Origin of the sequence: Labrenzia sp. 5N (assembly GCF_012395805.1) — a bacterium.
GTDB lineage: Bacteria > Pseudomonadota > Alphaproteobacteria > Rhizobiales > Stappiaceae > Roseibium > Roseibium algicola.
Window position 1 is genome coordinate 76,259 of the sequence record NZ_JAAZTM010000020.1, and the last position, 17,353, is coordinate 93,611.

At 58.3% G+C, this 17,353-nt stretch carries 12 protein-coding genes; 11 read left to right on the top strand and 1 reads right to left on the bottom strand.

Going from position 1 to position 17,353, the window contains the following annotated elements; translation table 11 throughout:
- Positions 1 to 2 precede the first annotated feature (2 nt).
- The 11 genes from nuoL (at position 3) to dnaE (ending at position 16,304) form a co-directional block, all read left to right on the top strand.
- Complete coding sequence (gene nuoL, locus HEP89_RS20925; protein ID WP_055654518.1) at positions 3 to 2,006, top strand: NADH-quinone oxidoreductase subunit L; 2,004 nt, start codon at positions 3 to 5, stop codon at positions 2,004 to 2,006.
- Complete coding sequence (locus HEP89_RS20930; RefSeq protein WP_022998436.1) at positions 2,006 to 3,532, top strand: NADH-quinone oxidoreductase subunit M; 1,527 nt, start codon at positions 2,006 to 2,008, stop codon at positions 3,530 to 3,532. Before nuoL ends, HEP89_RS20930 begins: the two co-directional genes overlap by 1 nt.
- A 22-nt stretch (positions 3,533 to 3,554) precedes the next feature.
- Complete coding sequence (gene nuoN / locus HEP89_RS20935) at positions 3,555 to 4,994, top strand: NADH-quinone oxidoreductase subunit NuoN (protein ID WP_022998437.1); 1,440 nt, start codon at positions 3,555 to 3,557, stop codon at positions 4,992 to 4,994.
- 8 nt (positions 4,995 to 5,002) lie between these two features.
- Positions 5,003 to 5,776 carry a biotin--[acetyl-CoA-carboxylase] ligase gene (locus tag HEP89_RS20940; RefSeq protein ID WP_075282115.1) on the top strand — a complete coding sequence of 258 codons (774 nt, stop codon included), beginning with the start codon at positions 5,003 to 5,005 and terminating at the stop codon, positions 5,774 to 5,776.
- A gap of 42 nt (positions 5,777 to 5,818) precedes the next feature.
- Positions 5,819 to 7,504, top strand: coding sequence for a ribonuclease J (locus tag HEP89_RS20945; RefSeq protein ID WP_055654514.1), 1,686 nt, complete (start codon positions 5,819 to 5,821; stop codon positions 7,502 to 7,504).
- Between the two features lie 44 nt (positions 7,505 to 7,548).
- The gene (mce, locus tag HEP89_RS20950) at positions 7,549 to 7,953 is read left to right on the top strand and encodes a methylmalonyl-CoA epimerase (RefSeq protein WP_006934701.1); all 405 of its coding nucleotides are present in this window, start codon (positions 7,549 to 7,551) and stop codon (positions 7,951 to 7,953) included.
- A gap of 3 nt (positions 7,954 to 7,956) precedes the next feature.
- Entirely contained in the window at positions 7,957 to 8,247 is a 291-nt protein-coding gene (locus HEP89_RS20955) for a DUF1467 family protein (RefSeq protein ID WP_022998440.1), read from the top strand.
- A 561-nt stretch (positions 8,248 to 8,808) separates the two neighbouring features.
- A complete protein-coding gene (gene proS, locus HEP89_RS20960; protein ID WP_152510662.1) occupies positions 8,809 to 10,137 on the top strand; it encodes a proline--tRNA ligase in 1,329 nt (442 codons plus the stop codon).
- Between the two features lie 124 nt (positions 10,138 to 10,261).
- Positions 10,262 to 11,566: a lipoprotein-releasing ABC transporter permease subunit gene (locus tag HEP89_RS20965; RefSeq protein ID WP_022998442.1), complete on the top strand. Its 1,305-nt coding sequence runs from the start codon at positions 10,262 to 10,264 to the stop codon at positions 11,564 to 11,566.
- A gap of 11 nt (positions 11,567 to 11,577) precedes the next feature.
- Complete coding sequence (locus tag HEP89_RS20970; protein ID WP_022998443.1) at positions 11,578 to 12,294, top strand: ABC transporter ATP-binding protein; 717 nt, start codon at positions 11,578 to 11,580, stop codon at positions 12,292 to 12,294.
- Positions 12,295 to 12,827: 533 nt separating this feature from the next.
- A complete protein-coding gene (gene dnaE / locus HEP89_RS20975) occupies positions 12,828 to 16,304 on the top strand; it encodes a DNA polymerase III subunit alpha (protein WP_055656573.1) in 3,477 nt (1,158 codons plus the stop codon).
- 83 nt (positions 16,305 to 16,387) lie between these two features.
- On the opposite strand, the gene HEP89_RS20980 is transcribed toward dnaE, so the two are convergent.
- Positions 16,388 to 17,302, bottom strand: coding sequence for a LysR family transcriptional regulator (locus tag HEP89_RS20980; protein ID WP_022998446.1), 915 nt, complete (start codon positions 17,300 to 17,302; stop codon positions 16,388 to 16,390).
- Between the last annotated feature and the right edge of the window lie 51 nt (positions 17,303 to 17,353).

Below are 17,353 nucleotides of genomic sequence, written 5' to 3' on the forward strand. Positions count from 1 at the left end.
TGATGTATTCCGCAATCCTGTTCCTGCCGCTGATCGGCTTCCTGATCGCCGGTCTTTTCGGCCGCGCCATCGGCGCCAAGGCCAGTGAATATATTACCAGTGGTCTCCTGATCCTCGCTGCGCTGCTGTCCTGGATCACTTTCTTCGGGTTCTGGCTCGGCGGCTCGGAAATGCAGATCGTCGATCTGTTCCGCTGGATCGATACCGGTGATCTGAAGGTGTCCTGGTCCATCAGGGTCGACACGCTGACCGCCGTGATGCTGATCGTCGTGACCACTGTGTCCGCGCTCGTGCATGTCTATTCCATCGGGTACATGCACCATGACCCGCATCGGCCGCGTTTCTTCGCCTATCTGTCGCTTTTCACCTTCGCGATGCTGTCGCTGGTGACGGCAGACAACCTTCTGCAGATGTTCTTCGGCTGGGAAGGTGTGGGCCTTGCCTCCTATCTTCTGATCGGCTTCTGGTATCAGAAACCGTCCGCAAATGCGGCCGCCATCAAGGCATTCGTCGTCAACCGCGTTGGTGACTTCGGATTTGCGCTCGGCATCTTCGGCGTCTTCTATCTGTTCCAGAGCATCGAGTTCACCACCATCTTCAACGACGCGCCGTCCTTCATCCAGGAGCACGGCGAGGTGATGACCTTCCTCGGCTACCATCTTGATCCGCATGCAGCGATGACGGTTGTCTGCCTGCTGCTGTTCATGGGGGCCATGGGCAAGTCGGCGCAGTTCCTGCTGCACACCTGGCTGCCGGACGCCATGGAAGGCCCGACACCCGTGTCCGCGCTTATCCATGCCGCGACGATGGTGACCGCCGGTGTCTTCATGGTGGCACGTCTGTCTCCGCTGATGGAACTTTCGCACACCGCGCTGACGGTCATCGTGTTCTTTGGTGCAACGACGGCCTTCTTCGCCGCAACTGTCGGTCTGGTGCAAAACGACATCAAGCGCGTGATCGCCTATTCGACCTGTTCGCAGCTCGGGTACATGTTCGTTGCACTTGGCGTCGGCGCCTATTCGATCGGTATCTTCCACCTGTTCACCCACGCCTTCTTCAAGGCGCTGCTGTTCCTATGCGCCGGTTCGGTGATCCACGCCGTTTCCGACGAGCAGGACATGCGCAAGATGGGTGGTCTTCGGAAGCATATTCCGATTACCTACTGGACGATGATGATCGGAACGCTGGCCCTGACGGGTGTGGGCATTCCATTCACCCATATCGGTTTCGCCGGCTTCATTTCCAAGGATGCGATCATCGAGGCAGCCTTTGCCGGTTCCGTGGGTGAACACGCCAATCCGATGGCCCTCTACGGCTTCTGGATGACTGTTATCGCTGCTGCGCTGACGTCGTTCTATTCCTGGCGCTTGACGTTCATGACCTTCCACGGCAAGCCGCGTGCGCCTGTCGATGTGATGAAACACGTACATGAATCTCCGCTGGTGATGACCGTGCCGCTGTTCATCCTGTCCATCGGCGCTGTGCTGGCGGGCATGGTCTTCTACGGTTCGTTCTACGGCGAAGGTTATGCAGAGTTCTGGAAGGGCGCACTGTTCAACAGTGAAACCAACCACATCCTGCATGCCATGCACGAAGTTCCTGGCTGGGTGAAGGTGTCCCCGTTCGTCATGATGGTGCTCGGCTTCCTGGTTGCCTACCAGTTCTACATCCGCTCTCCGGAAATGCCGAAGCAGCTGGCGGAGCGCCATTCCGGCCTCTACCAGTTCCTGCTCAACAAGTGGTACTTCGACGAGCTTTATAACTTCATCTTTATCCGTCCTGCCATGTGGCTCGGCCGGGTCCTCTGGAAGAAGGGCGATGGCACCGTGATCGACGGGTATGGCCCGAACGGTGTTGCTTCCCGTGTTCAGAATGTGACCGCCTGGGTCGTCCGCCTGCAGACCGGATATCTCTATCACTATGCATTTGCGATGCTGATCGGTGTGGCTGCGCTTATCACCTGGTCGATGTTCACCGGTGCAGGCACCGGCGGGGGTGCACACTAATGATTGACTGGCCAATTCTGTCACTCACGACGTTCTTGCCGCTGCTGGGCGTGCTCTTCATTCTCCTAGTTCCGGGGAATGACGAGGGCAGCAAGAAGAACATCCGGATGGTCGCTCTTGTGACCACCTCGGTGACCTTCCTTCTGTCGCTGTTCATCTGGGGCAATTTCGACTACGCCAATTCCGGCTTCCAGTTCGTGGAACACCGGGAATGGCTTGGAAGCAACATCAGCTACCGCATGGGCGTTGACGGTATTTCCGTCCTCTTCGTGATCCTTACGACCTTCCTGATGCCGTTCTGCATCCTGGCCTCCTGGGACAGCGTGCAGAAGCGGGTAAAGGAATACATGATTGCCTTCCTCGTTCTGGAAACGCTGATGATCGGCGTCTTCTGCGCGCTGGACCTGGTCGTGTTCTATGTGTTCTTCGAAGCTGGCCTCATTCCGATGTTCCTGATCATCGGTGTGTGGGGCGGGGCGCGCAGGGTCTATGCATCCTACAAGTTCTTCCTGTACACGCTGCTCGGCTCGGTGCTGATGCTGATCGCGATCATGGCGATGTACTGGAACGCAGGCACCACCAACATTGAAGCGCTCCTGGCGCATCAGTTCCCGGGCGGGATGCAAACATGGCTGTGGCTGGCCTTCTTCGCGAGCTTTGCCGTGAAGATGCCAATGTGGCCGGTGCATACCTGGTTGCCGGACGCACACGTGGAAGCACCGACCGCCGGTTCCGTCATTCTGGCGGGCGTGCTCCTGAAGCTCGGCGGCTACGGCTTCCTGCGCTTCTCCCTGCCGATGTTCCCGCTTGCCTCCGACATGTTCGCACCCTTCGTGTTCACATTGTCTGTGGTTGCGATCATCTACACGTCGCTGGTGGCGCTTGCCCAGGAAGACATCAAGAAACTGATCGCCTATTCATCGGTCGCACACATGGGCTACGTGACCATGGGCATCTTCACGATGACGGAGCAGGGTGTGCAGGGTGGTATCTTCCAGATGCTTTCCCACGGCATTGTCTCCGGTGCGCTTTTCCTTTGTGTAGGCGTTATCTACGACCGGATGCATACCCGCGAAATCGCTGCCTATGGCGGTCTGGTCAACCGGATGCCGAAGTATGCGGTTGCGTTCCTGATTTTCACCATGGCCAACGTCGGCCTGCCAGGTACTTCCGGGTTCGTTGGGGAAATCCTGACGCTGATGGGGGCGTTCCAGGTCAATTCGTGGGTGGCGTTCTTTGCTACCACCGGTGTGATCCTGTCAGCTGCCTACGCGCTCTATCTCTATCGCCGCGTCGTCTTCGGCGCGCTGGAGAAGGAAAGCCTCAAGTCGATCCTCGACCTGAACCTCAGGGAAAAGGTTATCCTGATCCCCATGATCATCCTGACGATCTTCTTCGGCTTCTATCCGATGGCGATCCTGGATGTGACACAGGGTGCGGTCGACAATCTCATCAATCAATACACCGCGGCGCTCGACGCGGCTGGCGTTGTCCAGCACGCAGCGTCTGCCGCGGCGGCCCACTAGGTTTCGAGGACGAGACAGAGCTATGTCTGAATTGACCCTATTGCCAGATCTCAAGCCGGTACTGCCGGAGATCATCCTGGCCCTCGGAGCCATGGTGCTGCTGATGATCGGCGCCTTTGGCGGCAAGCGCGTCAGCTACGCCGTCTTCGGTGGAGCAATGGGCCTGCTCGGCGGCACCTTCCTGGTGCTTCTGTTCGTGCCGGCCTTTGGTGAAACGTTCGGCGGTTCGTTCGTTCTGGACGATTTCGCCTACTTGCTCAAACTGCTGGTGCTGGCAGGTTCGTTCTTTGCCATCGCCATGTCCTGGGCCTACGCCAAGAGCCAGTCCTTCGACCATTTCGAGTATCCGATCCTGATCGTTCTTGCGACGCTCGGCATGATGCTGATGCTGTCGGCGAATGACATGATCGCACTTTATCTCGGCCTGGAACTGCAGAGCCTTTCGCTCTACGTCGTTGCCGCCATCAACCGGGACAGCGTGCGCTCGACCGAAGCCGGCCTGAAGTACTTCGTGCTGGGCGCGCTGTCGTCGGGCATGCTGCTCTATGGCATGTCGCTTGTTTACGGCTTCACCGGGCAGGTGGCCTTCGAGGGTATCGCGGAATCGCTGTCCCACGATGGCGCTTCCATCGGACTGGTGATCGGCCTGACCTTCATTCTTGCCGGTCTTGCCTTCAAGATTTCCGCGGTTCCGTTCCACATGTGGACGCCGGATGTCTATGAAGGGGCGCCAACCCCGGTTACCGCATTCCTCGCCGCTGCACCGAAAGTTGCTGCTATGGGCATGCTGGTCCGGATCGTGATCGAGGCCTTCCAGCCGGTTACCAACGACTGGCAGCAGATCATCGTGTTCGTGTCGATCGCATCGATGGCACTCGGAGCCTTCGCGGCTATCGGTCAGCACAACCTGAAACGACTGATGGCCTATTCGTCCATCGGTCACATGGGCTACGCGCTGGTGGGTCTTGCTGCCGGCACCCAGACAGGTGTCGAAGGCGTCATTTTCTACATGATCGCCTACATGGGCATGACGCTTGGTGTCTTCGCCTGCATCCTGTCCATGCGCCGCAAGGATGGCATGGTCGAGGAGATCGGTGATCTGGCCGGACTGTCCCAGACAAACCTGCCGATGGCAATCCTGCTGGGTCTGCTGATGTTCTCGCTCGCCGGTATTCCGCCGCTGGTCGGTTTCTTCGGCAAGTGGTACGTGTTCAGCGCGGCCGTCGAGGCCGGTCTCTTCCCGCTGGCCGTGATCGGCGTGGTCGCGTCGGTAGTAGGTGCCTATTACTACCTGCGGATCGTCAAGGTCATGTTCTTCGACGAACCTGTTGAAGGTTTCGAGGCCATGCCGATGGAGCTGCGCGTGGTACTGGGCCTGTCGAGTGTTTTCGTGATCTTCTTCTGGCTGGCACCGGGACAGATCGTCAGCGCGGCCAGCTCTGCTGCCCAGTCGCTGTTCTGATCGATCGCATGACAAGTTATGGACATGAACGTCCGGCGCCAGGTGCGCCGGACTTTCGCTTTGTGGAGCTGGAAACTGTCGGCTCCACGAATTCGCTGTGTTTCGACAAGGCACGGCAAGGGGACGCCGGTCATCTGTGGATCAGGGCAGACGAGCAGACCACAGGTCGTGGGCGCCGCGGGCGTGACTGGTCCTCACCGATAGGCAACATGTTCGCCAGCCTGCTTCTGATCGACCCAAAACCGGCTGAACGGATCGGCGAATTGCCGCTTGCTGCTGCCGTTGCATTGGCGGAAGCCGTTGACAAAGCCGCAGGTACACTGCAACTGGTAAGCCTGAAATGGCCAAACGACCTGCTTGTAGAGGGCTCGAAACTGTCCGGCATCCTGCTGGAGGCTGAAACGCTTAACGATGGCCGGCAGGCAGTTGTCCTTGGTTTCGGTGTCAATTGTGTTTCCCACCCGCCGTTGTCCTTGTATCAGGCGACGGATCTCAGGAGCTTGGGCTATCAGGTAACAGCTGAACGGTTGTTCGAATGTCTTGCGGAGACGCTGGCGGACAACCTGTCTCGCTGGCAGCAACCGGGCGGCTTTGAAGGAATTCGCCGAGCCTGGCTGAAACGGGCGGCACATCTGGGCAAGACCATAACGGTTCGGACTGCCCAGGAAGAAATTACCGGCACTTTTGCCGATTTGGACGCGCGCGGCCACCTGGTCCTGAAACAGGATGGTGGCGGTGAGCGAACGATTTATGCGGGTGATGTGTTTTTGCCTGGCGCTTGAGCGCCGGGCCGTTGCCCGATCTGACGTTTAAAGGAGCAATCCATGGCTTCGGCCAAGAAAAACAACAACAACAACGACATCGTGTTTCTGCCCCTGGGCGGGGTCGGCGAAATCGGCATGAACCTCGGTTTGTACGGCTATGGTCCGGAAGATGACCGGACATGGCTGATCGTCGACTGTGGTGTGAGTTTCGCCGGACCGGAGCTTCCGGGCATCGACGTAGTCGTTCCGGACATCAAGTTCCTGGAAGATGAAGTCGACAATATCGCCGGTATGGTGATTACCCACGCACATGAAGACCATTACGGCGGGATCCTGCATCTGTGGCCCTTCCTGAAGGTACCGGTCTATGCAACGGCCTTCACTGCCGGTCTGCTCGCAGCCAAGACGGAAAGCGAGCCGGGAGCAGAAGAGGTTCCGGTGACGGTGGTGAAGCAGGGCGAGCGCCACAAGATTGGTCCGTTTGATGTCGAATTTGTTGCGATGGCGCACTCCATTCCGGAGCCCTGCGCGCTGGCGATCCGCACGCCTGCCGGCATGGTTCTGCACACCGGCGACTGGAAGATCGACAGGACGCCTGGCGTCGGCCTTCCCATCGATCTGGACCGGCTTGCCGAGCTCGGCCGGGAAGGGGTGATGGCGCTTGTCTGTGACAGTACCAATGCAATTCGTGACGGTGTCAGCCCCAGCGAGGCAGATGTTGCCGTCGAGCTGAAAAAAGTTATGGCAAAGGCCAGCAAGCGAATTGCGGTCACCACCTTTGCATCCAACGTCGCCCGCATTCGGGCGATTGCGGAAGCAGCCGCCGCGAACGACCGCGACATGGTGATTGTCGGCCGCTCTATGCACCGGGTGATCGAGGTTGCCGGAGAGCTTGGCTATCTGGATGGACTGAAGCCGTTTCACGATGAAGAGGCCTATGGCTACCTGCCGCGGGAAAAGACCGTGCTTTTGTGCACGGGATCGCAAGGCGAAGCCCGCGCTGCCCTCGCCAGGATCGCAGCCGGCGACCATCGCAACATCGCGCTGTCAAAGGGCGATATGGTCATCTTTTCTTCGCGCACGATCCCCGGCAACGAGAAAGCCGTTGGTGAGGTGCTGAACAACCTTGCCGACAAGGATGTCGACATCATCACCGACCGTGACGCCCTTGTGCATGTGTCCGGTCACCCGCGCAGGGGCGAGCTGGAGCAGCTTTACAAACTGGTCCAGCCGAAAGTCGTGCTTCCCGTCCACGGGGAACCGTTGCATCTTGCCGCCCACGCCGCGTTCGCAAAGGACCTCGGGGTGCCTGAAGTGGTGCGCGGCAAGAACGGGGACATCATCCGCCTGAGTGCGGGGCGTGCCGGCATCATCGACGAGGCGCCGTCAGGCATCCTGGTGAAAGACGGCGATATCCTGGACGATCCGGAAGTCACCGGCGTCAAGGAACGGCGCAAGCTTTCGTTTGCGGGCGCTGCGGTGATCGCGCTGGTGGTCAACCGATCCGGGGAGCTGCTGGACGACCCCAATGTTGTCCTGTTGGGCTTGCCGGACACGGATGATGAAGGTGATCCGATGGAGGACATCGTCATCAAGGCTGTCAGGGGCGCTGTTACCAGCATCCCGAAGAACCGGCGCAAGGACAAGGATCTGGTTGCGGAGGCTGCGCGCCGTGCAGCCCGGTCCGAGATCCTGAACGTCTGGGGCAAAAAGACGCTCTGCAAGGTGATGGTGACCCAACTATAGTCATCGCGGCGGCCTGAGTGGCCGCTGACAGCGGAGGTTTGCAAATGATCGGACGGCTCAATCACGTCGCCATTGCGGTGTCGGATATCGAAGCAGCAACGGCAGTCTACCGGGACACTCTCGGTGCAGAGGTTTCAGCCAGGGAAGAGCAGCCGGACCACGGCGTCAGCACGGTGTTCATCAACTTGCCGAACACCAAGATCGAGCTGCTTGAGCCACTTGGCGAGAATTCTCCCATTGCAAAGTTCCTGGAAAAGAACCCCTCAGGTGGCATTCACCACGTTTGCTACGAGGTCGATGACATTATTGCCGCGCGCGACAAGCTGCTGGCAGATGGGGCCCGGGTACTTGGCGACGGTGAGCCGAAGATAGGGGCGCATGGCAAACCTGTGCTGTTCCTGCATCCCAAGGATTTTCTCGGTACCTTGACCGAACTTGAAGAGGCTTAATTCATGTCCATCGCGTTTGGCATGGCCATCTATTTCATGCTCTGGTGGATCATTCTGTTTGCCATCCTGCCGTTCGGCATGCGCCGGACGCAGGAGGAAGCAGGCGAGGTTGTACCAGGAACCGAGCCAAGCGCTCCCGAGCAGCCGCGATTCCGTCGGGTAATCATCCTGACCACCATCGTGACTACTGTGGTTTTTGCCGGATACCTCGGTATGCGCAACTCGGGATTCGGGCTGGACGACATTCCGTTCCTCAACCCGCCAACCGGCAGCTACAGTCACCCGTCCAACTGACGGGTGCGCCTCCCGGGGCATATTTGTTCGGATCCCACGACAAGTCCGCCCGGTTGCAAGAAAACTGACGCTATTCCGCAAAGAAAAAAGGCAGAGCCAAGCTCTGCCTTTGTAAAGTTCCGCGTCTAAATTCGACCCTGTACCCTTACTGTCCGGTATTCCCGTACAGCTGGGCGGCTGCAAACCAAAAGGTGCGCCTGAGGGTCCTTCCTCCCAAGACTCAGACCGCGATGTCCTTGAGCCTCTTGGCATTTCTGCCAAGGCATCTTTTTGTTATGAAGATGGAAACTAGCGGATTGATTCAGCCTTGTCACCTATTTGTCGTGCACAGGCTATTTTTTTTGCTTGCCTATTTCCTTGGCGGCAATTGGTACTAAGACCTTAGTTCTGAAGCCGGCAAAAAATTAGGCGGCAAACTTCAGCAAATACCTGCATTTGCGCGCTATTTTGCCGTCATTTCTGTATAAGGCAGGCATGCCTGCGCAAAGGGCTTGTATTTGGTGGCTGCTTGCGCTTTGACTGCGCACAAAACAGGCGATGCCCAAGATTGAGAGAACATTCATGCGTCTTTCCCGTTACTTTCTGCCCATACTGAAAGAAACACCCAAGGAAGCGGAAATCGTGTCCCACCGGCTGATGCTGCGTGCCGGCATGATTCGTCAGCAGTCCGCCGGAATCTATTCCTGGTTGCCACTTGGGTTGAAGGTCCTGCGCAAGATCGAACGGATCGTAGAAGAAGAACAGGCCAGGGCAGGCGCGATCCAGTTGCTGATGCCGACGATCCAGTCAGCCGATTTGTGGCGTGAGAGTGGCCGGTATGATGCCTATGGCAAGGAGATGCTGCGCATCACCGACCGTCACGAGCGGGACATGCTGTTTGGGCCGACAAACGAGGAGATGATCACCGACATCTTCCGTGGCTACGTGCGATCCTACAAGGACCTGCCGCTGAACCTCTATCACATCCAGTGGAAGTTCCGTGACGAGGTGCGCCCGCGCTTTGGTGTCATGCGCGGCCGGGAGTTCCTGATGAAGGATGCCTATTCCTTCGATCTGGACAAGGAATCGGCCCGCCACGCCTATAACCGGATGTTTGTCGCGTACCTGCGCACATTCGCCCGCATGGGGCTGAAGGCGATCCCGATGAAAGCCGACACTGGCCCGATCGGCGGCGACATGAGTCACGAGTTCATCATTCTTGCCGACACTGGCGAAAGCGAAGTCTTCTGCGACAAGTCGTTGTTGGAGCTGCCGACGCCTGCGGAAGATACGGACTTCTCCTCCGACCTGACGCCGATCGTGACCGAATGGACGACGCCCTACGCGGCAACGGATGAAATGCACGACGAAGCCGCCTTCGGTGCGCTGGCTGAAGACATCCGCGTTTCGGCGCGTGGTATCGAAGTCGGTCATATCTTCTATTTCGGTACCAAGTATTCCGATGCGATGGGTGCCAAGGTAGCGACTGCAGAAGGCACGGAAGTACCGGTCCACATGGGCTCCTACGGTGTCGGCGTTTCACGCCTTCTTGGCGCCTTGATCGAAGCCAATCATGATGAAAATGGAATCGTCTGGCCGAAATCCGTCGCGCCGTTCCATGTCGGGCTGGTCAATCTGAAGCCGGGTGACGAGCTGACGGATCCGGTGTGTGAAGATCTCTATGCCAAGTTTGAAGCTGCCGGCATCGAGGTTCTTTACGACGATACGGACACCCGGGCCGGTGCCAAGTTCGCGACGATGGATCTGATTGGCTTGCCGTTCCAGGTCGTTGCCGGGCCGCGTGGACTGAAAGACGGCTTGCTGGAAGTCAAGGACCGGGCAACTGGGGAAAAGGAAATGCTTTCTCCAGAAGCCACCTTGAACAAGCTGACGGCGGCATTGACGGACTAACCAAGTCCGGTGATCCTCTGTGTGGGGATTCGGTCGCGGCGTCTGCTGCGGCCAGCCGGCCTGCCGGAAATATTTCGGTAGGTGGGCTGTGCTGAATTTGGGGCTGTGCTGAACTGGATGGACAATGACAGCGGTAGATACGGCGGACATTGACGACGGTCGCAAGCCGGCAGCCCCGACACGCGCCTTTTCCGCATTTGAATGGATGATTGCAGGGCGCTACCTGCGATCAAGGCGCCGCGAAACCTTCATATCCGTCATTGCAGGCTTTTCCTTCGCTGGCATCATGCTTGGCGTGGCAACGCTGATCATCGTGATGGCAGTGATGAACGGGTTCCGGACGGAGCTTCTCGGCAAGATCCTGGGTATCAACGGTCATATGCTGGTTCAGCCGATCGACCAGCCGCTGACGGACTATGATGCGGTTTCCGCCCGGTTGCAGGGTGTGCCGGATGTGGTCAGTGCGATGCCCTTCGTGGAAGGCCAGGCGTTGGTTTCCGGACCTGCAGGGAATTTCGGAGCGCTCGTTCGCGGCCTTTACGAAAGCGATCTGCGCCGTGTGCCGCTTATCGCGAACAATGTGCGGGCCGGAACCCTTGACGGGTTCGACGAGGGCGAGGGGGTTGCCATCGGTTCGCGCATGGCGCAACAGCTCGGCATCACCCTTGGTGACAATGTCACCATTATCTCACCGCGTGGTAGTGTGACCCCCATGGGCGTTACTCCGCGGTTGAAGGCCTATCCGGTCACCGCCATTTTCGAAATCGGCATGAGTGAATACGACGCGACCTTCCTGTTCATGCCACTGGAAGAGGCGCAGGCCTATTTCAACATGGATACCAAGGCGACCGGTATCGAAGTTTATGTAGCTGACCCCGACAGGGTCGGTATCATGAAGGACACGATCGAGGAGGCTGCGGATCGGCCGGCTTTCGTAACCGACTGGCGCCAGCGCAATGTCACCTTCTTTGCAGCCCTTGAGGTGGAGCGGAACGTGATGTTCATCATCCTGACGCTGATCGTCCTGGTGGCGGCGCTCAATATCGTTTCCGGCATGATCATGCTGGTGAAGGACAAGGGCAAGGACATCGCGATTTTGAGGACCATGGGCGCGACGCGTGGGTCGATTATGCGGATCTTCCTGATAACAGGCGCCAGCATCGGCTTCGTCGGTACATTCGCCGGCTTCTTCCTTGGACTTTTGGTCTGCCTGAACATCGAGAGCATCCGTCAATTCGTTTCCTGGCTTACCAGGACGGAACTGTTCGATCCGACGCTCTACTTCTTGTCACAGCTGCCCGCGGAGATTGACTCCGGAGAGACGATAACAGTGCTTGTCATGGCGCTTGCGTTGTCACTGCTGGCGACGGTCTATCCTGCGTGGCGGGCTGCGCGGCTCGATCCCGTTGAAGCCCTCAGATATGAATAGGGAGACGGGAGATGAACATGGCCGTTGACCCCAACCAGGCACCGGGACTGGCGCCCGCCGCCCTGCAATTGTCTGGCATTACCCGCAGTTTCGACGAGGGTAATCGCGAACTTCATATCCTGAACGGCGCAGATCTGCGCATCGAGGCCGGTGAGATGGTTGCCCTTGTGGCGCCGTCCGGAACCGGCAAATCGACCCTCTTGCATATTGCCGGTTTGCTGGAGCGCCCGGACGAGGGCGATGTCTTCCTCGGACCGGTCAACTGTTCGGATCTGTCGGATGATGAGCGCACGGCCATCCGGCGTAACGACATCGGGTTCGTCTATCAATTTCATCACCTGCTGCCGGAGTTTACCGCACAGGAAAACGTGATGATGCCACAGATGATCCGTGGCTTGCCGCGAAAGATGGCAGCGGAGAGAGCAGACGAGCTTTTGAAATACATGCGTCTCGGTGAGCGTGGCAGCCATCGCCCTTCGGAGCTTTCCGGCGGGGAGCAGCAGCGCGTTGCCGTTGCCCGTGCAGTTGCGAATGCGCCTCGTATCCTTCTTCTGGATGAACCGACGGGAAATCTGGACCCCAACACTGCAGGCTATGTATTCGACGCCTTGCAGGCATTGGTGCGGGCGTCCGGTGTTGCGACGCTGTTCGCAACTCACAACCTGGAACTGGCGGGCCGTATGGACAGGGCAATAACGCTGTCCGAAGGCCTGGTCAGGGACCTGTAGGTTTTTTCCGGTAAGACAATCCCAAAAAAATGCTTCCTACCCGTATGAGCGGGCTCCTCACGGGTGCGGTTACCCAGAAGAACAAAGCAAAAACCCAAAGTTTTCAGCAAATTTGATTTGCTTGATGACAAGGGGAACAAAAAGGGCTTGCAATAGGAACAAAAAAGGAACATTATCCAGTTACGCAATTAGCAACGGTTGGAGGATGTGATGATCCATATCGCTCGTGATTTTGCCGCTTTCGGTGCAATGGTTTGCTTCTGCACGACGCTCGCCGTCTGGGGCGACGTGCTTCTGTCCGTCGGCTGATCAATCTCTGCTGAACGGTCATTGTTTCGGTAAATGGTGCCAGTGCGTTTTTTGAGTTCCTGGACTCAGTCCACTGCGGTGTGATGCGAAGTCAGGATTACAAAGAACAGCGGTAACAACTCCTTCGGCGTCTCGACACGCTATTCCGAACACGCTTCACTTGAGCGCTGATTCTGGAAGATGTTATGAGAGCCGCCATGTCTGCTACAGATCCCAATAATTCTCTGTCTTCCGGTTCGTCAGAAAATGCCGGCAGTGAGGCAAGCGGTCCCGGCTATGTTCACCTCCGGGTCCATTCGGCGTTGTCGCTTCTGGAAGGTGCGTTGCCGATCAAGAAGCTTCTCGACCTCGCCAAGGCTGATGACCAGCCGGCGCTTGCGATTGCCGATACCAACAATCTGTTTGGCGCGCAGGAATTTGCAACCAAAGCGTGGGGAACCGGAATTCAGCCGATTGCGGCGTGTCAGCTTTCCGTCTTTTTTGACGATGGACTTGAAAGCGGGCGGAGAGGGGAACCTGCGCTTTCGGACGTTGTTCTTCTCGCCATGACAGAAGCCGGTTACGGCAATCTGATGGAGCTGAGTTCTCGGGCCTTCCTCGACACGGAAACCGGTCTGAGGCCACACGTTTCCTCCGGGTATCTTCTATCAAAGTCCGAAGGCGTTATCATTCTGACCGGTGGTGTCGGAGGGCCGATCGGGGCAGCGCTCCTTGCCGGACGCAAGGACCTTGCAAAAAGCCGGTTGGAAACACTGGCGGACCGTTTTCCCGGTCGTTGCTACGTGGAAATCCAGCGCCATGGCATGGAAGCCGAGCGCAAGACCGAAGATGCGTTTCTCGATCTGGCCTACGAATACGGGCTGCCACTGGTCGCCACCAACGAAGCCTTCTTTCCCAAGCGCGAAGACTATGAAGCTCATGACGCCCTAATCTGCATCTCCGAGGGCAGGGTGCTGATCGAGGATGACCGCAGACGCCTGACACCGGAGCACTACTTCAAAAGCCGCGCGGAAATGTGCGCGCTCTTTGCGGATTTGCCAGAGGCGCTTGTTTCAACGGTAGAAATTGCCCGGCGCTGCAGCTTCCGCCCGTTGAAGCGCGCGCCGATCCTGCCCCGGTTTGCCGGTGCGGATGCGGATCCGGAAGAAGCGGAGAAGGCAGAAGCGGAAGAGTTGATCCGCCAGGCACGCGAAGGATTGCAGGCGCGCCTTGATGCGCACGGACTGGCGCCGGGTCTTGAGGAGAAGGACTACTGGGACCGTCTCGACTACGAGACCGGCATCATCGAGCGCATGAAGTTTCCCGGGTACTTCCTGATCGTTGCGGACTTCATCAAATGGGCGAAAGGGCAGGATATTCCGGTCGGCCCGGGTCGCGGGTCCGGTGCGGGGTCCCTGGTTGCCTGGTCGCTGACCATTACCGACCTTGATCCCATGCGGTTTTCGCTGCTGTTCGAACGCTTCCTCAATCCTGAACGCGTTTCGATGCCTGACTTCGATATCGACTTCTGCCAGACCCGGCGTGAAGAAGTGATCCGTTATGTTCAGGAAAAATACGGCCGGCAGCAGGTCGCGCAGATCATCACCTTCGGATCGCTTCAGGCCCGCGCCGTGCTGCGCGATGTCGGCCGCGTGCTGCAAATGCCTTATGGCCAGGTCGACCGGCTCTGCAAACTTGTTCCCGCCAACCCGGCAAATCCTGTAACGCTTGGTCAGGCGATCGAGGAAGAGCCACGCCTGCGCGAGGCAGCCAAGGAAGAGGAAATCGTCGAGCGGCTGCTGGGCATGGCTCAGAAGCTCGAAGGCCTTTACCGGCACGCTTCCACGCACGCTGCGGGCGTTGTCATCGGTGACAGGCCTCTGGAACAGCTGGTGCCGCTCTACCGAGACCCGCGTTCCGACATGCCGGTTGCCCAGTTCAACATGAAGATGGTGGAAGACGCCGGACTTGTTAAGTTCGACTTCCTCGGCCTGAAGACACTGACGGTTATCGATACGGCGGTGAAGCTGATTGAACGGCGCGGTATCGATGTCGACGTGGCAGCCCTGCCGATCGACGACGAGAAAACCTACAAGCTGCTGGCGCGCGGCGAAACGTTTGGCGTGTTCCAGCTGGAAAGTCAGGGCATGCGCCGCGCGATTGCAGGCATGAAACCCGACCGGTTCGAAGACATCATTGCCCTTGTGGCTTTGTATCGTCCCGGACCGATGGAGAACATCCCAGTCTACAACGCGGTGAAGCACGGCGAACAGGACCCCGATTGCTTGCATCCCCTGCTTGAACCCATCCTGATGGAGACGAACGGCATTATCGTCTACCAGGAACAGGTGATGCAGATTGCGCAGGTTCTGTCCGGCTACTCTCTCGGTGAAGCTGACCTTCTGCGCCGCGCCATGGGTAAGAAGATTGCCGCGGAAATGGAAGTCCAGCGGGCGCGTTTTGTCGACGGCGCGGTGGAGCGTGGGATCAACAAGAGCCACGCCGGAACAATCTTCGATCTTGTGGCGAAGTTCGCCAACTACGGTTTCAACAAGTCGCACGCTGCGGCGTATGCGCTGGTCTCCTATCATACGGCCTGGCTCAAGGCGAACCACCCGGTCGAGTTCATGGCCGCTTCCATGACACTGGATCTGGGCAATACGGAAAAACTGGGCGACTACCGTCAGGAATGTCGGCGCATGAAGATCGAGATCGAGCCGCCGTCAATCAACCGCGGGCAGGTCTATTTTGACGTTGCCGACGGCAAGATCCTTTACGCGATGGGCGCGATCAAGGGTGTTGGCGAGCAGGCGGTTGAACACATTGTTGAGGTTCGGGGCGACAAGCCTTTCAAGAGCCTTGGCGATTTTGCGCGTCGGATTTCACCCAAGGCCCTCAACAAGCGAACGCTTGAAAACCTGGTCGCAGCCGGAGCATTCGATGAGCTTGAGCCCAACCGGGCACGGGTTTTTGAAGGCCTCGACCGGATCATGGGCCTGGCTCAACGCACCGAGGAAAACAAGACGCTCGGCCAGGACGAGCTTTTTGGCGGCAGCGACAGCGAAGAACCCTTGCAGCTGGATGATGTCCATGGCTGGACAAACGAAGAGAAGCTGCAGCGGGAACACTCGGCGATCGGGTTTTATCTGTCAGCGCATCCGATCGACGAATACGCCTCCGTGCTGGAAAAGATGCGGGCACAGCCGTGGAGCCAGTTTTCGGAAGCAGTCAAGAAGGGGGCGTCTCACGGCCGGCTTGCCGGAACCGTCGTGTCCATGCAGGAACGCAAGACCAAGACCGGCAATCGCATGGGTATCGTTCGCCTGTCCGATGCTACGGGCCAGTATGAGGCGTTGCTCTTCCGGGAGAAACTCGAACAGTTCCGGGATGCCTTGCAGGCTGGACGTTCCGTTGTCGTGCTCGTCGGGGCCGACATGCGCGACGACGAGCCCTCCCTTCGAATCGAACAGGTTGATCCGATCGATCAGGTCGCAGCCCGCCTGCAGAAAAGCATGCGTGTCTTTGTTCGCGATGAACGTCCAATCCCGAGCCTTGCAAAGCAGTTGCAGGTGAGGGGTGAAGGCGACGTGACGGTGATTGTGCTTCTGGAAAACGGCGCACGGGAAGTGGAGGTCAAGCTCCCCGGCCGGTTCCGCCTGTCACCGGAAATTGCGGGCGCGCTCAAGGCAGTGCCAGGTGTAACGGACGTACAGGTGGCGTGAGCATCCAGGGCGCCGACAATGCGATTTCACTGTGGGAGCGCTGGTGCGCCAGGGTTTCAATGGTCCTGAAAATGCTCGCTCTGTCAGTTGCCGATGCGGGCGCTGTGATAGTCCTTGAGCGCAGTGGCCAGCTGCAACGCAAAGCGCGCTGAAGCCACGGGAAGTGTCCGCCCGCGCATCTGGCCCAGAATTAGGTTCCCGGGTGGCAGGTCCTTGCTCGAGATCGGTTTGAAAACCAGCGAGCCGTCATCCTGCTCTCTGAGCCCCAGAGGGATCTGGAAGCCGATCAGTTTCTCACAAAGAACGTAGTGCCGGATCAGGTCGAAGCTTTCGGTTTCGACAGCGGGAGATACGCGGCGACTGCCACGCCGGGCAGCAAAGTCCAGCAGATGCCTGACACCATATTTGGTTGTCGGGGCGACGTGGGGCACATCGAGACAATCCCGCAGGCGCACCTCCGCTTTTTTTGCCAGTGGATGGTCGCTTGCCATGACCGCATAAACCTCCTGCGGGATGACATGAAGCACCTCGAAATCCACCAGATAGACTGGCTCGAACACCAGTGCCAGGTCGCTGGAATAGGACACGAGTTCCTGCTCGGCCTGGGTTCTGTCCCTGACGTTGACCGAAAACGTGACGCCCGGATGATCACGCCGGTACCGGGCGATCTGCTCGGGCAGGAAATAAGGAACCATGGCCTGGGAGCAGGCGATGGAAACGTGCCCTCTGCGTTCTCCTGCAAGATCCGCGACCTGGCTCTGCACACGAGCAAGGTCTGAAAGGCTTGCGCGGTAGTGGTGGAGAAGAAGCTCTCCGGCAGGGTTGAGACGTACGCCCTTCGGTAGGCGCTCAAAGAGCTGTGCGCCAAACTCCTGCTCGAACCTTTGCACCCGGCGCGTGAGCGCCGAGGCGGTCAGGTTCATGTCTTCCGCCGCTTTTCTGATGGAGCCCGCTCGGGCGACAGCCTCAATGAGCTGAAACGTGTATAAGTGTCTCATTTCAATAGGCTTTGTTTATAGCGTTGCATTTTTTTCATCGCATCTGTGAAT

Excerpts from the sequence above, each read along its gene's own strand:
- HEP89_RS20965 (WP_022998442.1), top strand. The coding sequence starts at position 10,262 with ATGACAGCGGTAGATACGGCGGACATTGACGACGGTCGCAAGCCGGCA.
- HEP89_RS20970 (WP_022998443.1), top strand. The coding sequence starts at position 11,578 with ATGAACATGGCCGTTGACCCCAACCAGGCACCGGGACTGGCGCCCGCC.
- HEP89_RS20980 (WP_022998446.1), bottom strand. The coding sequence starts at position 17,302 with ATGAGACACTTATACACGTTTCAGCTCATTGAGGCTGTCGCCCGAGCG.
- HEP89_RS20930 (WP_022998436.1), top strand. The coding sequence starts at position 2,006 with ATGATTGACTGGCCAATTCTGTCACTCACGACGTTCTTGCCGCTGCTG.
- nuoL (WP_055654518.1), top strand. The coding sequence starts at position 3 with ATGTATTCCGCAATCCTGTTCCTGCCGCTGATCGGCTTCCTGATCGCC.
- HEP89_RS20940 (WP_075282115.1), top strand. The coding sequence starts at position 5,003 with ATGACAAGTTATGGACATGAACGTCCGGCGCCAGGTGCGCCGGACTTT.
- mce (WP_006934701.1), top strand. The coding sequence starts at position 7,549 with ATGATCGGACGGCTCAATCACGTCGCCATTGCGGTGTCGGATATCGAA.
- proS (WP_152510662.1), top strand. The coding sequence starts at position 8,809 with ATGCGTCTTTCCCGTTACTTTCTGCCCATACTGAAAGAAACACCCAAG.
- nuoN (WP_022998437.1), top strand. The coding sequence starts at position 3,555 with ATGTCTGAATTGACCCTATTGCCAGATCTCAAGCCGGTACTGCCGGAG.
- HEP89_RS20945 (WP_055654514.1), top strand. The coding sequence starts at position 5,819 with ATGGCTTCGGCCAAGAAAAACAACAACAACAACGACATCGTGTTTCTG.
- HEP89_RS20955 (WP_022998440.1), top strand. The coding sequence starts at position 7,957 with ATGTCCATCGCGTTTGGCATGGCCATCTATTTCATGCTCTGGTGGATC.